The organism is Nocardia paucivorans NBRC 100373 (assembly GCF_000308675.1).
Taxonomy (GTDB): Bacteria; Actinomycetota; Actinomycetes; order Mycobacteriales; family Mycobacteriaceae; genus Nocardia; species Nocardia paucivorans.
In genome coordinates, this window is record NZ_BAGE01000018.1 from 345,017 (window position 1) to 358,729 (window position 13,713).

At 66.3% G+C, this 13,713-nt stretch carries 14 protein-coding genes; 12 read left to right on the forward strand and 2 right to left on the reverse strand.

The window, feature by feature from the left end; all coding sequences use genetic code 11:
* Positions 1-186: 186 nt before the first annotated feature.
* From ON32_RS03725 to ON32_RS03765, 9 genes are all read left to right on the forward strand, one after another.
* Complete coding sequence (locus ON32_RS03725; protein WP_040788665.1) at positions 187-501, forward strand: hypothetical protein; 315 nt, start codon at positions 187-189, stop codon at positions 499-501.
* Between the two features lie 8 nt (positions 502-509).
* Entirely contained in the window at positions 510-827 is a 318-nt protein-coding gene (locus tag ON32_RS03730; RefSeq protein ID WP_245550782.1) for a YbaB/EbfC family nucleoid-associated protein, read from the forward strand.
* A 97-nt stretch (positions 828-924) separates the two neighbouring features.
* Positions 925-1,239, forward strand: a complete 315-nt coding sequence (locus ON32_RS03735; protein WP_040788667.1) for a hypothetical protein — start codon at positions 925-927, stop codon at positions 1,237-1,239.
* The gene (locus tag ON32_RS03740; RefSeq protein WP_040788668.1) at positions 1,236-2,570 is read left to right on the forward strand and encodes a hypothetical protein; all 1,335 of its coding nucleotides are present in this window, start codon (positions 1,236-1,238) and stop codon (positions 2,568-2,570) included. Before ON32_RS03735 ends, ON32_RS03740 begins: the two co-directional genes overlap by 4 nt.
* An 11-nt stretch (positions 2,571-2,581) precedes the next feature.
* A complete protein-coding gene (locus ON32_RS03745) occupies positions 2,582-2,878 on the forward strand; it encodes a PE domain-containing protein (protein WP_040788669.1) in 297 nt (98 codons plus the stop codon).
* A gap of 15 nt (positions 2,879-2,893) precedes the next feature.
* Positions 2,894-3,874 (forward strand): PPE domain-containing protein, encoded by a 981-nt coding sequence (locus ON32_RS03750; RefSeq protein WP_083873965.1) that lies wholly within the window; start codon positions 2,894-2,896, stop codon positions 3,872-3,874.
* Between the two features lie 25 nt (positions 3,875-3,899).
* Positions 3,900-4,688: an ESX secretion-associated protein EspG gene (locus ON32_RS03755; protein ID WP_040788670.1), complete on the forward strand. Its 789-nt coding sequence runs from the start codon at positions 3,900-3,902 to the stop codon at positions 4,686-4,688.
* A gap of 126 nt (positions 4,689-4,814) precedes the next feature.
* Entirely contained in the window at positions 4,815-5,114 is a 300-nt protein-coding gene (locus ON32_RS03760; protein WP_040788671.1) for a WXG100 family type VII secretion target, read from the forward strand.
* Positions 5,115-5,152: 38 nt separating this feature from the next.
* Positions 5,153-5,452, forward strand: coding sequence for a hypothetical protein (locus tag ON32_RS03765; RefSeq protein ID WP_040788672.1), 300 nt, complete (start codon positions 5,153-5,155; stop codon positions 5,450-5,452).
* Positions 5,453-5,515: 63 nt separating this feature from the next.
* On the opposite strand, the gene eccE is transcribed toward ON32_RS03765, so the two are convergent.
* Positions 5,516-7,243 carry a type VII secretion protein EccE gene (eccE, locus tag ON32_RS03770; RefSeq protein WP_083873976.1) on the reverse strand — a complete coding sequence of 576 codons (1,728 nt, stop codon included), beginning with the start codon at positions 7,241-7,243 and terminating at the stop codon, positions 5,516-5,518.
* A 139-nt stretch (positions 7,244-7,382) separates the two neighbouring features.
* Between eccE and eccB the strand changes: the two genes are divergently transcribed.
* The gene (gene eccB, locus ON32_RS03775) at positions 7,383-8,822 is read left to right on the forward strand and encodes a type VII secretion protein EccB (protein ID WP_306307645.1); all 1,440 of its coding nucleotides are present in this window, start codon (positions 7,383-7,385) and stop codon (positions 8,820-8,822) included.
* A 51-nt stretch (positions 8,823-8,873) separates the two neighbouring features.
* Here eccB and eccA read toward each other — a convergent pair whose 3' ends face one another.
* Positions 8,874-10,691, reverse strand: a complete 1,818-nt coding sequence (gene eccA / locus ON32_RS03780) for a type VII secretion AAA-ATPase EccA (RefSeq protein ID WP_040788674.1) — start codon at positions 10,689-10,691, stop codon at positions 8,874-8,876.
* Between the two features lie 122 nt (positions 10,692-10,813).
* Between eccA and eccD the strand changes: the two genes are divergently transcribed.
* Entirely contained in the window at positions 10,814-12,286 is a 1,473-nt protein-coding gene (eccD, locus tag ON32_RS03785; protein WP_040788675.1) for a type VII secretion integral membrane protein EccD, read from the forward strand.
* A 13-nt stretch (positions 12,287-12,299) separates the two neighbouring features.
* The gene (gene mycP, locus ON32_RS03790; RefSeq protein WP_040788676.1) at positions 12,300-13,712 is read left to right on the forward strand and encodes a type VII secretion-associated serine protease mycosin; all 1,413 of its coding nucleotides are present in this window, start codon (positions 12,300-12,302) and stop codon (positions 13,710-13,712) included.
* Position 13,713: the final 1 nt, after the last annotated feature.

Consider the following 13,713-nt stretch of genomic DNA (forward strand, 5'->3'; position numbering starts at 1 on the left):
CGTGGATGAACATCGGCATCGTCGCCGGATAACGCATCGGTTTCGTTCGACACTGCAAAGCCGAGGTGATACGGATAATCTGAAACGGACAATTGCCAAAGTTATTAGAGGCGGCCGCAGTTTCGTCTGCTGTCTGTCGACCGTCGATCGCGCTCTCTCGGAGAGCTCGTGTTGAGTAGGGGCATTATGTGGACAGCCGCATCCAGAAGCGGTTCGATCTCGGTGGAGACCACCGAGCAGGGACTGCCGGTCGGTATCACCGTCGAAAGGGATGAGCTGCGTCGTCCGCCGGGAGAGCTGGCGGCGGAGATCCTCAGACTGTGCAGGCAGTCGGCGAATCGGGCCGGGCTCGAGCGCCGAGAGCAACTGCGGGCGGCGGGATTGACCGGCGAAGCCCTCGCACTCACCGGACTGCCCAAACCCGAGGACGTGGCCCGGCAGGAGCTGATCGAGGAAGCCGAATACGAGGTCGAACCGCAGAGCTGGTTGAGGTCGATATGAGTCGGGCGATGGACGAACTCGAGGCTCGGGTGCACCGCAGCCTGGAGCGGATGCGCGATCTGGCCGACAAGATGACCGCGGTCCGGGTCCGAGAGAGCTCACCCGACGGCGTGGTCACGGTGGTGGTCGATGGCAACGGCGCTCTGGTGGACCTGGAGTTGTCCACCGGTGTGGCGAAACTGTCACCCGCCGAGTTCGAACAGGTCCTGGTCGGCACGGCCGGAAGGGCCGCGCAACGCGCTTTTGCCGAACGCGCCGATCTGGTCGTCGCGTTCAACGAAGAGGCGGCGGAAGAGAGCGGCCACCCAATTGTCTCTCGCGAGTAATTCTTTGGTGTTCCTTGATATTTCGCTGAGCCACGGATCGCTATGATCCAATACATTCGACAACACGAACGATCACTTCGGCAGTTTGGGATTCCCGATGAACGAGCTTGTAGCCACTTCCGATGCCATCCGACGGTATGGGGACGCGGCAGCGACCATGGCCGCGGACGTCGTCGTTGCCGGAGCGACGAACCAGGCGGCGACGATCGCCGCCGCGGTGCCGGTGTTCGGGTTGATCGGTCAGGATTTTTTGGCCGCCTTCGCGGTGGCCCAGGCCAACAATCTCTCCTCGGTGGCCGAATTGGCCTATGTGCACGGGATGACGGCGGTGACCGCATACGAGAGCGCGGCCCTGTACGACGCCACCGAAAACGCCTCGGCCACTGAATTCAACAGGCTCGGCCGGCTATGAGTTCACCGCTGGATCAGTCGGTACTGGATATCCTTCGCCAGAGCGCGGCCGGGTCGATGCTCGATCGACCGGTGAACGATGTCCTGAAAGATATGGGACTGCCCACGCTGCCCGAGATATCGGCTCTCCCTCCGCTGCCCGAGTTTCCACCACTACCGGTACTCGATCTGTCTCTACTCGCCAAACCGCTCACCGATCTCGCCAGTAGCTTCGGCACCGGCCGCCTTCCCGCCGACGCGCCCATGGATGCGTCCGTGCCAGGGGAGAATCCCGCGTCCGCCCCGGTCGAGGCGTCGCCTCCGGTCGATCCCGCGCAGGTGTTCTCGCAGGTGTCCAGCGTGGTGCAGACCGCGATATCGCTCGGCGCCTCCGCGCTGCAGATCGCGATGTCACTGTGGCAGGGCGCGGGTGCTTCGGCCGCGGCGGAGAAGGCCGGTCAGGCCGCGACGGACGGCGCGGCCGTCTCCGCCCAGAGCGCGGAGACCTCGGTCGGTGTCACCGCGGCGGCGGGCACCGTTTTTCAGGGCGCCACGATGATGTCGGCAACCATTGCTCGGTTCATGACCTCGCTCGCGGCGGCGGCGCCCTGGCTCCCCACCCCGCCGGGACAGGTCTTCGTGCTCTCGCTGACCACCGAGACATTGGCCGAAGCCACGGCGATCGTCGCCAAGACCCGAGGTGAATTGGCCGTGCACAGCGCGGCCATGACCAAAACCGGGGCCAAGGTGCCGGTCACCGGCGCCCCGAAACACGTCGACCCCACACAGACCATTCAGCAGTTGATGCAGCTCGTCGGGCCGCTGACCCAGATGGCAACCACGGGTGCGCAGGCGCTCCAGGCCGCACATACCGCCTTGAACCCGGCGAAGTCGATCAGCGACCAGGACAAGGAACTGGACAAAGCTCGTTTCGAGGCGCCCAAGGGCGTTGTCGGTGGTATCGGCGGTGGAGCGGTCGGAGTCGGCGGCGTGGCGGGGCAGCCGCGGCAGCTGGCTTCGTGGGGCAGCGCCCGTACGGCCGGTCCACTCGGCCCCGCCGGTGCCAGTGCGCTCGCCGCCGAATCCTCGGCCGCGACTTCGTCTTCACCGGTGCGCGCCGTCACTTCCACTCCGGGGATGATGCCGATGGGCGGCGTCGCGGGCGCGGCGGGTATGGCGGCCCGTTCGGGCGAGCAATCGGCCGAAGGATTGCGCGGTCTGTTGGTCACCGAGCAACACGGCAACGAGGTTGTGGGTGATATCGAAGGCGTCTCGCTGCCGGTGGTAGGCGCGACCGACCATGTATCGGAGCCGCCGGATTCCGAACCACCGGATAAATCGCTCACCCTCTGACAGGAAACACCATGGAATTCGAACCGTCCCTGGCCCGTAAATCCGCGACCGCATTGGATGCCCTCGCGGCCCGGTTGGAGAGCGATCTGCAGCAGCAACTGCCCGCGCTCGCCGTCGAACCCGCCGCGCAGGACGAGGTTTCGGTGCGCGCCGCGGAATCACTGCGCGATGTCGCCTCCTCCTACGGCGATGCCGCTACCGCGGGCGTTCTGGAAATCCGAAAGTTGGCCGCCGCATTGCGTTCCCATACCGATGTGCTCACTCGGATGGACGAGGACAATGCGGACGGCTTGAGAGCAGTGATCTAGCGGCGGGGGGCGCATATGGTCGAGCCACCGGTAATCGGGTTCACTGGCGTGGTCTGGCCGGCCAGGCCCACCGAGGAGTTGTCCCGTGCCCTGACGACCGGGCCCGGTGCGGCGCCGATGGCCGATGCCGGTGCGGCGTGGACTCGGCTGGCGGCCAGTTTCGGGGCCGCGGTGATCGAGTACGACCGAATAATGGCCGAGATCCGCGAATCATGGCGTTCACCGGAAACCGAGCCCGTTCTCGCGCGGATCGCCACTTTGCGCGACTGGCTCGTCGACGCCGCGGCCTCCGCCGCGGAGAACGCGACCCGTGCGGGCAACCAGGCGGTGGCCTACGAGGTGGCCAGATTGGCGATGCCGCACCTGGCCGAGATCACCGCCTTGGAAGAGGCCAAACGTGATGTCGAACAGGCCGGTGCCGCACTCGGCGCCCCCCTCGTCGCGGCTGCCGCCGAGATCGCCGGTGAACAGGACATCGCCCGGACGAATGCCGCACGGGTGATGCAGAGCTACGAGTCGGCGACAACCCCGCTGGCCGATCCGTGGCCCCAACCGCGGCCACCGGTTATCGCATCGGCCGCCGCGCTGGAAGCGGAGCAGGGCGCCGCAACAGGATCGACTTCCGCCCCGACCGTTGCAGCCTTGTCGCGCGGCGGTTACGTACCGAGCGGCGGTGTCGCGATGCCGCGTGCCCAGGTCGCCTATCGGGCGCAGGTCGTGGCGCGGTCGGTACCGGCCACGACCGTTGTACCGGGGCAATCGGTCGCCGTGCCGGCCGAAGGTGGCGCGAGTCGAGTTCTACCGGGTGGTATGGCACCGGCCGGCGCGATGAACGATGTCGAACGTCCCGGCCGTGCCGGGGCCGCCGCGGCACGGCCGGGTGAGGAACTGAACCTGGAGGCGGGTTTCGATGCCGCTCCGCCGGTGCTGGGCGCCGCCGAGCGTGCGGCCGCTCCGTCCGCTCCCGCTCCCGAACAGACCGAGGCACGGCCATGAGGCCGCTGGTGGGCAGGAGACAGAGATGCCGACCATGACCAATGACGGCCTGCTCGCCGTGTCGGGACTGTTGGGGGTGCAGGCCCTGCCCTTGGTGTTGGGTGTGGGCCCACGGCAGGATTCGGCGCAGGCATGGCAGGCCGCGCAGGAAGCGGCGGTCACCGATCTGCGCTCGGCGGGGCTGATCGATGGTTACGACGAAGTGGATACCGAGTTGGCCACCGCCCTGCGCATACTGGCGCAGCCGGACCGGGAACTGGTGGCGCGCATCTACACCGAGGAGGGACAGATCCGGGTCTGTCTGGCGCGCAGTGGAGTCGACCACGCGCTGGCCGTTCGAACGGGCGATGACTACGAGATCGGCACGGTATGGGCGGATGGCGGTGGCGTCGCCCTGGCCCGGCCGATTGTGAACGCTCTCGGAACGTGTGCCCCCGCCCCGGTCGCGAATTTCAGTGCTCTCGCCGAGGATCTGCGGGAACGCCTGGACAAGGCGAAGAGTTCCGCCGATTTCGCCCAAGCGCTCTACGCGCTCGGTGTCGACCAGCAGGACGCGATCGAATTCGGTCTGGCCATGTCGACCTGTTTCGCCCATGCCGAAATCGTCGCCTACGCCCATGCCGACGGAACGTCGACCAGATCGCTCGGAGCGGTGGCCGTCTACGACACTTCGCGTGGTCGTATCGTCGCCGCTCCCGGTGTCTCCCCGGACCACCGGGTCTGGTCCACCTTCACACCGGGAAGCGAACACCGAATCGCGCAGGCGATCACCGCGCTGACCGAATCGTTGCCCGGAGGAAGGTGGATGCCCTAGTCGACACCATCGCCGGAAACGAATCGATCGACGCGACGGCAGAGTCGCCGTGACAACCGCACCGGCAGAGTCGCCGCGACAACAGAGCCGCAGAACATCAACGCGAGAACACGGAGAAAGTGAACGATGACCGAAAAGCAGACTTATACCGCCAAGGAAGCATCCGAGGTAATCAACGAATTCATGGAAGCCATCGAAGGCATCCGGTCGACGGTCGGCAAGGTGCAGGAGTCCTTCGACGCCGCCCGCGCCGGTTGGCAGGGTGATGCCGCAATCGCCGGCCAGAAGGCTTCGCAGGCGTGGCAGGACGAGGCCACGGAGATCAACCAGAAGATCGACGCGGTGAAAGAGGTCGTGTTCGAAGGGAACAAGACCTACGAACAGATCGACCCGACGAACGTCGAGACGCTGACCAACCTGATCTGACGAACGAACTTTCGGAATAGTTTGTAAGGGAGAACCCAATGCTGTACACCTCTGCCACTCGTCAACAGCTGATCAGCGAGATGGATGGCTACTACAAGGATCTGGACGGTTACAAGGACGCGTTGGTCGCGGCTCGGGACAAGCTGATCAGGGTCGCCTGGGAGGACAATGCCGCGGGTGAGGCGTTCAAGACCAGGATGGACGAGCTGATCGGCGCGGACGGAATGGGTGGCGCTCTCGGCGACACCCACGAGAAGTTGGAAAGGCTGCGGGATGCCATCGATACGGCGTTCGGTAATGCCGCGGCTGCCGATATGAAGGTGTACAACGCCTTCTGAGGCATCGACGGCATCGACCATCGCCCCGGTCCTTCGCAGGCCGGGGCTCTTCCCGTGCGACGGCTACCGGGCGAGCGCGGGCTCCGCGTACAGGTAACGCATCTCGTCCGGAGTCGCGACCATATGCACGATCGTGGTGCTGTCGGGCGTGCGCACGGTGACCAGGTTTGCGGTCCGCGGATCCTCGGCCAGCACGATATCCGGGGTGAAGGTGTCCTCACCTCGTGGGGGAGGTGTGGAGAGCAGCACCATGACCGTGACATCGGAATGATGCATCGACGGTGGGATTCCGTCGTAAACGATCACCGTGGCGCCCCGATACGAGCTCGCCTGCTGGGAACCGGCCGACCAGGACGCCAGCGACAATGCGCGCGGCATGCCGACCTGATCCACCATCGGCCGCCAGGCCTCGTGTCGATTGGTGTGCACGACAACGGTGGCGCCGAGCGCGATGGCTCGCAGGATGACCTGTTTCGCGATGAGTAGCGCGCCGATGATCTCGATCCGACGCACATGCGGTCCCACCAGCGGCATCGCCACGCCCTGGCCGGAGGAGTCGGCACCGACCACCTGTCCGCAACCGATGATCGGGATGAACAGCTCGCCCAACGATTCCGGGGTGCCCAGATAGCCGTCGATCGGCAGCTCGGGCCCCTGGCTGTCGACGGGGAGGTGATCCAGTAGTCCGCGGCGTTGTTTGCCGGACAGCGACACCAGTCCCGGAGCGGTGGTTCGGGCCGGACGGTCCCGGGCGTCGAATCGCACCACGGCCGAAACCGATATGGTCGGCGCATTGCTCTGTGTCCTGACCTGGATACCGGTCGCACGGCGTAACCGCAGGGTGACCGTTGTGGCCAGACTCGGCGTGGCCCAGATCTCGGCCAGCCCACGCGGCCCCAGACTCTCCGGAATCATGCGGTAGGTCGCGAAATGGATTCCGTTGTACTCGACGCTTTGTTCGGCTTCCTCGAGGTGTGCGAGGTCGGCGCCGTGGGTGAGCTGGTGCACGGCGGCGGTGATCTCGGCGGCGGACAGCACCGACACCGTGAGTTCGCGGGCGGCAAGCCGGTTGGCCACGCGCTGGGTGGCGACGATGGCCGATCGCAATGCCCCGGTCGAACCACCGCCACGGCGATTCACCGCGGTCGCGTTGGCCAATGGATCCAGTCGAAGCACCACCCAGACGGTCCGATGCGCGACCGCGGGCAGCGGGCCGAGGATCTGCTCGTAGATGCGGGCGACCGGCCCCGCGTCCGAGGTGCGCGCACCCGTGGTGATCACATCGATCGAGGCCAATTCGATATCGAATTGGGCCAGGCAGCGCGCGATCTCGGTCAACGGCACCATTTCACCGGTGTTCAGTCCGCTCGGGCTGAGCAGGGTGACGCCACGCGGCTGGGCATCGATGCGCAGCATGGTGATCAATCGCGCGCCGTCCCACCGCATGCCGTAGCTGCCGCCGTCCGGTACGGGCACGTCGAACGGGGCATGGCGCACGGTGGCCGAACGATGACGGAACGCATACCAGCGGAAAGCGAGTTCGTCCTCGATGAAGGCGGCCAGGTAGGTGCCGCGGAACCTGACCAGAGCGATCGGCACGATGAGCGCACCACCGATCGCGGCGGCGTAGATCGGCGCTCCTGCCGCAATGGCGACCAGGGCGACAGCATTCGCCGACAACAACACGGGAACCACATGGCGCAGCGGAAGTATCCGGGTCAACCGGTCCTGCGGTGAACTGAGCGGCGGGGCCGGCGTCGACGCGCGCGGATCGGCTGTTGTTGTCGCCATGGCCTCATCATGGACTGAACTTCCCCGGCTTCGCTACTGTAGTCGCGTGGGTGAGGGCCACCCCTCGTGACAACGAGCGGCGTGTGCCGCCGCCCCTCGCTTCATCCGCGTCTCGTTCGGAGGTCACGTGCCGGCCCAGTTGACAACACGTGCCCAGGTCAATGGGTACCGGTTTCTGCTGCGCCGATATGAGCACGCGCTGGTGCGCCGGGATGTGCGAATGCTGCACGATCCGATGCGGTCCCAATCCCGCTCCCTGATCATCGGTGCGGTACTCGGCATCCTGGTCGTCGCCGGCGCGGCGATCATGTCCTTTTTGCGGCCGCAGGGCGCCGTCGACGACTCGAAGATCGTGATGGCCAAGGAGAGCGGCGCGCTGTACGCCCTCGTCGGGGACACGTGGTATCCGGTGTTGAACCTGGCGTCGGCCCGACTGGCAACCCAGAGCAACGAGACACCGACCTCGGTGAAACAGTCCAAGCTCGGTGATCTGCCACACGGCCCGTTGATCGGTATCCCGGGCGCACCCGCCGCCCTGCCCGGCTCCTCCGCGGGCGATCGTTCGACCTGGACTCTGTGCGACACGGTGGCGCTGTCGCCCGCGGGCAGCGCGGTCGGTTCGGCCGGTGCCTCGTCGACGGTGATCGCGGGCGGTCTGGAGACCGAGGCGGATGCCACCGCACGCCCGCTGGGGTCGTCGGAGGCTCTCCTGGTGACCCGCGAAGGCAAAACCTTCCTGCTGTACGACGGTAAACGCGCGGAGATCGACCCGAACGATTCGGTGGTGACGCGCTCACTGTCCTTGGGGCAGCGGCTACCGCGGCCGGTCAGCGCCGGCCTGTTGAACGCCACCACCCAGGTTCCGACCCTGGCTCCGCCGCCTATCGACCGTGTCGGTGAGCCGGGCCCCGGTCGGTTGGCCGATATTCCGGTCGGCGGTGTGGTCCGCGTGCGCGGGGTGAGTTCCGACGAACTGTATGTGGTGTTGTCCGATGGTGTGCAGCGGGTGTCGCCGTTCGCCGCCCAGGTGATCCGCAATGCGAATTCCCAGGGGATGAGTGAGATCACCACGGTGCCGCCGGATCGATTGATCGGCGTTCCGGTGCTCGGTTCCCTCGCGGTCGATCACTTCCCCCAGGAAACACCGATCATTGTGACCGCCGAGGAGGCTCCGGTCGGCTGTATCTCCTGGTCCAAGGACACCGAGGGACAGACCGCGACCGTGACGCTCCTGGCGGGACGTGAACTGCCATTGCCGGAAACGGCCGCTCCGGTCGAACTCGCCACCTCGGACGGGGTCGGCGACCGCCTCGACGCCGCCTACATTCCGCCGAGCACCGGCGAATACATTCAGACGACCGCCATGGATCCGGAGAGCGAACGCCGCGGCAGCCTTTTCTATGTGGGTGACAACGGTATTCGATACGCGGTCCCCGACACCGAGACCGCAGAGATCCTGGGGCTGGAAGAGAAGCCACGGTTGGCTCCGTGGCCGATCGTCGGCCAACTCGTGCCCGGCCCGACCCTGTCCACCGCGAACGCCCTGGTGAGTCACGACACGCTCCCCACCGGTTCCTAGTCGGATCCGGCGGGTGGAGCGTTCACTCGTCGGGTTCGACGCGATATCGGCTCATCGCAATGTCGCCAGGACATTGGTCAGCGCATTGCGCATATCGGCGGCCTCGATGCGCATGAGCATCGTTTCGTCGATATCGGTCAGGTCCAGATTCGCGTCGTTGGCCAGGCGGAACTCCCGTTCTTCCTCGGCCGCCTCGACGACATTGCGGATGAAGCGGCCGTTACCCGCCAGGTCGATGGCGCGGCGCGGCAGGCCGTTCTGATCGGTGGTTTGTTTCGTATAGAGCTCGGTGCATGCCTCGACGAGCAGGGTGAGCGCTTCCTCGGAGATCTCCGAATCTCGTTTCCGTGCGATGAACTGCCCGATCTCGCCCAATTCGGTCGGGGTGTAGGACTCGAACTTGACCCGTTTGGCGAACCGGGACGCCAAACCGTCGTTGGAGGCGAGGAGGCGATCGATCTCGCCGTCGTATCCGGCGATGATGACCACCAGCCGGTCGCGATCGTCCTCCATCCGGGCGAGCAGCGTATCCACCGCTTCACGGCCGAAGGCATCGCCACCCTGGAGACCGGTTTGGATCAGGGTGTAGGCCTCATCGATGAACAGCACACCGTCGAGGGCGCTATCGATCAGTTTGGAGGTTTTGATCGCGGTGCTGCCCAGGTGCTGACCGACGAAGTCGGCGCGTTTGGCCTCCACCACGGAGTCGGTTTTCAACAGACCGAGACCGCAGTAGATCTTGGCGACCACTCGCGCGATCGTGGTCTTGCCGGTACCGGGCGGTCCGGTGAAGGCCAGGTGCTGCCCCCGGGGCATACTGGCCATTCCCTTCTCGGCGCGGATCTTCGCCAACTGGGCGGTGGCCTGCAATTTGGCCACCTGGGTTTTGACCGCGGCCAATCCGATCTGCGCGTCGAGTTCGGCCCGCGCCTCGGCCAGAATCCGTTTGGCCTTGTCGTCGCGTTCCGCGCGATCCAGCTGCTCGGCGGAAGGCGCCGAGGCCGGGTCCCACCGATCGGTGCGGGCGTCTATCTGTTCCTGGGTGGTGATGGTGAGGCGGTACTTGCGGTCCCGCATGGCCTGGGTGTTGGCCTCGAAATCCGGCGCTTCCGAGTACACCTTCTCGAAAATGGCCTGGGCCTCGGCCTCGTTACCGGTTTCGCGCAGACACAGGCCGCGACAGAAGCGAGCGGTGAGCGCGGCGGCCGGGATCGGTCCCTGCTCGGCCTGCTCCATCCGCCGAATGGCCTCCCCGAACAGCCCGAGCTGTGCGCAGGCCGTACCGACCATCACGTGCGCCGCCGCCGCCATGAACGGATCGTCCCATTCCGCGGAACCTGCCAGTACCGTCATCACATCGGGCCAGCGTTGGGTTCGATAGTGCATTGTCGCGCGGACATAGGCGCAGATACGGTTGTCGATCTCGCGTTCGGGGCTGGCCGGCTGGTTTTTGCGGTGATCGGTGAGTTCGTTCAGAACCCGCTCCGCCTCGTCGTAGTCGCCCTCGGAGATCAGGACGGCGGCATAGGCCAACCAGATCTCGGTGTAACTCGCCAGGGGATAGTCGATGTACTGGTCGACGACGAAACGTCCGCTCAGCTCGCGGGGCTTCAGGCCCAGGCGACGCTGTTCCCGGAACAGGCTCGTCGAGCTCGTCTTGTACAGATTGAAAACGACCTCGCGGGTGACCTCACCCGCTGCGGCCCGCCCCAACCAGGCATCGCACATCCCCGGATCCCACTCGGTGGCCCGGGTGAACGCCAACTTGGCGTAGTCGAGATCCCGAACGGATTCCTGCCCATCGATGGAGAGGCCCAGTGACAATACGCCGGCATCGAAGGCGCGTTGTGCTTGGCGGTTGCCGGTCATGCGGGTAAGCCCCCAGAGACTGCGGAAATAGCGAATTCCCGCCCAGCATACCGGCCGGTGTAGGTATAGATTAAGAGCGCACTACGTTCGACAGCGGGAACAATTAGGGAGTCAGTCAGCTCGTGAGCGAGTCGTCGACCAGCGCCACGGGCGCGGTTGGTCCGGAGCTGTGTCGAGTCTCGGTAATCGGCGGTAACACCCAGGTCGATCTCGGCTTGCCATCCGCTGTTCCGATCGCCGGCTTCATCTCGGATGTTGTCGATCTCATCGAATCGCGGACACCGGATCTCACCGAACGGGAGGACGCCGCGCCGCCGCGGACCACACACTGGACCTTGGCCCGGATCGGCCACGACCCGATCCCGCCGAACCAGACGTTGTCCGAGGCCGAGGTGTTCGACGGCGAGCTGCTCGTGTTGCGCTCGGTGGCCTCGAAGGAATCCCCGGCGCTTTTCGACGATGTGATCGATGCGGTGTCGCGGCTGACCGCGGACGCGTTCCGCAGTTGGTCACCGGCAGCCGCGCGCTGGATGGGTTTGCTCACGGCACTCGGCGCGGTGCTCGCGGCGATCGGGTTGCTCGCCGCGGCGAAGCAGGGTGGTGCGAGCAGCCTGCTGGGGTTCATCACGTTTGGCAGCGGTATCGCGGCTCTGACAGCGGCCGTGATCGCGGTCCGCAAATACGCCGCCACGCTCACCGCGGTGATGTTGTCGCTGTACACGATACTGCTGTGTGCCTCCGCGGCGGCATTGTTCGTGCCCGGGAAGCCGGGCAGCCCGCACATGATGTTGGCCTGCGCCACGGCCCTGGTCATCGCGGTGGTCGCCTACAGCCTGACCGGGGTCGGTGCCCTGGTGTGTGCCACGGTTGTCGTCACCGTGCTGTTGGGTGGGTGCGCGGCGTTCGTGCGCATGGTGTGGGATATCGACACACCGAAGCTTGCGGCGGGCGTTCTTGTCGCGGCACTGGTCGTGATCACCATGGCGCCGCGGATCGCGGTAGCGGCCGCGCGGCTGCCGATTCCGCCGGTGCCCACCGCCGGTGGTGCGATCGATCCCGCCGATCACGAGCCCAGGCCGACGATCGAGGATATCGGCGCCATCGGCGCGACCGCGCTGCCCTCGGCGGCCGGCCTCGAACAGCGGGCCAAGGCCGCGAATCACTACCAGTCCGGGCTGCTGCTCGGTTGTGTGATCTCGGCCGCGATCGGAGCCGTGCTCGCGGCCGACCCTCTGGGAGCGGCCCGATGGCAGGGGATTGCGCTCGCGGTGGTCGTCGGTCTGATCCTGTGTCTGCGTGGACGCTCTTTTGCCGATCTGGTCCAAGCGGCCGTGCTCATCGGCGGCGGTGCCACCACGCTGGTGGCGGTGCTGGTCGCGGTGGCCGTGGGGCAGCCGTCCTACCACGTGCCGATCGCCGCCGTATTGCTCGGGATCTGCGTGGCCATGCTGGTCTTCGGGGTGATCGCACCCCACCTCGAGATGTCGCCGGTTATGCGGAGAACCGGAGAGATCATCGAATACCTGTTGATCGTCACCGTTATCCCGCTGGTCCTGTGGATCATGGACCTCTACTCGGCCGCAAGGAATCTGTGATCGAGGCGCAGTCATGAGCATTTCGTTGCGACTGGCCGGTGCGATATTGGTGCTCGGTCTAGGCACGATCGGACTGCCCGCGCCCGCTCTCGCCATCGCTCCACCCGGTATCGATCCCGGGGCTCTCGGCGCGGCGCAGGACATTGCGGCCAAGGGCGCACCGCCGGATGCCACCGAGCAGCGGGCAGTCTGCGCCGAGCCGACGCTCGCCGGCTCGCCACCGCGGGATCCACCGCTGCCACAACGATTGCTCGACCTTCCCTCGGCCTGGCAGTTCAGCCGGGGGGCCGGTCAGAAGGTGGCGGTGATAGACACGGGGGTGAACCGGCATCCACGTCTGCCCGCATTGCAGCCGGGTGGGGATTTGGTATCGAACTCGGACGGCACCGTCGACTGCGACGGCCACGGCACCCTGGTCGCCGGTATCATCGCCGCCCGACCGAGCCCGGACGACGGATTCGTCGGTGTCGCCCCGGACGCGGAGATCCTCGCCATTCGGCAGTTCAGTCTGGCCTTCGAAGCAAAGGATCGAGCCCGCGGCGACACGCCGGGCAAGATCACCTCGGTCGGCTACGGCACCGTGCTCACCCTGGCCGCGGCCGTGGTCCGAGCGGTCGACATGGGAGCGACCGTGATCAATATTTCCGAAGTCGCCTGTGCGCCCGCCGGGGTCGATTTCACCGACGCGGCGCTCGGCGCCGCGGTGAAATACGCCTACGACCGGAATGTCGTGGTGGTCGCCGCGGCGGGCAATATCCAGTCGGGCGGCACCTGCGCCGCGCAGAACGAGGGGGTGGGTTGGGGCGCGGTCCGGACCCAGGTGACCCCCGCCTGGTTCGGTCCCTATGTGCTGTCGGTGGCCTCGGTGGAGGCCGATGGTAAACCGTCGGATTTCTCCATTCACGGTCCATGGGTCGGAGTCGCCGCGCCGGGCCGCGGCATCGTCTCGTTGGACAGTAGGCCGGGCCGTACCGGTGTCGTCGATTCCGTGCAGACCGGCGAAGGTATCGGCCCCATCGATGGGACGAGTTTCTCCAGTGCCTACGTATCCGGGCTCGCCGCATTGGTACGCGCGCGTTTTCCGGAACTTTCGGCCGGGCAGGTGATCGACCGGATCACGCGCACGGCCATGCAGCCCGGCGCCGGCCGGGACGATCGGATCGGCGCGGGTCTGATCGATCCGCTCGCCGCGCTCACCGCGCAACTCCCGGCACAGCCGGTGGCAGTGGGAGCCGATATGCCGCGGGCACTGCCCACACCCGCGCCCGCGCCCTATGTCGATCCCATGCCACGCCGAGTGGCCACCATCGGGACGATCGCTCTACTCGCTTTGCTCGGTATCGGATACGCGCTGTCCATCCCGTTCCGCAAGCAACAGGGTGGAGTCGATCCGGTGGAGACGCCCCGAGCCGGGGAAGGACTGTAAG

Coding starts and splice junctions, on each gene's coding strand:
- ON32_RS03725 (WP_040788665.1), top strand. CDS start 187: ATGTGGACAGCCGCATCCAGAAGCGGTTCGATCTCGGTGGAGACCACC.
- ON32_RS03730 (WP_245550782.1), top strand. CDS start 510: ATGGACGAACTCGAGGCTCGGGTGCACCGCAGCCTGGAGCGGATGCGC.
- ON32_RS03735 (WP_040788667.1), top strand. CDS start 925: ATGAACGAGCTTGTAGCCACTTCCGATGCCATCCGACGGTATGGGGAC.
- ON32_RS03740 (WP_040788668.1), top strand. CDS start 1,236: ATGAGTTCACCGCTGGATCAGTCGGTACTGGATATCCTTCGCCAGAGC.
- ON32_RS03745 (WP_040788669.1), top strand. CDS start 2,582: ATGGAATTCGAACCGTCCCTGGCCCGTAAATCCGCGACCGCATTGGAT.
- ON32_RS03750 (WP_083873965.1), top strand. CDS start 2,894: ATGGTCGAGCCACCGGTAATCGGGTTCACTGGCGTGGTCTGGCCGGCC.
- ON32_RS03755 (WP_040788670.1), top strand. CDS start 3,900: ATGCCGACCATGACCAATGACGGCCTGCTCGCCGTGTCGGGACTGTTG.
- ON32_RS03760 (WP_040788671.1), top strand. CDS start 4,815: ATGACCGAAAAGCAGACTTATACCGCCAAGGAAGCATCCGAGGTAATC.
- ON32_RS03765 (WP_040788672.1), top strand. CDS start 5,153: ATGCTGTACACCTCTGCCACTCGTCAACAGCTGATCAGCGAGATGGAT.
- eccE (WP_083873976.1), bottom strand. CDS start 7,243: ATGGCGACAACAACAGCCGATCCGCGCGCGTCGACGCCGGCCCCGCCG.
- eccA (WP_040788674.1), bottom strand. CDS start 10,691: ATGACCGGCAACCGCCAAGCACAACGCGCCTTCGATGCCGGCGTATTG.
- mycP (WP_040788676.1), top strand. CDS start 12,300: ATGAGCATTTCGTTGCGACTGGCCGGTGCGATATTGGTGCTCGGTCTA.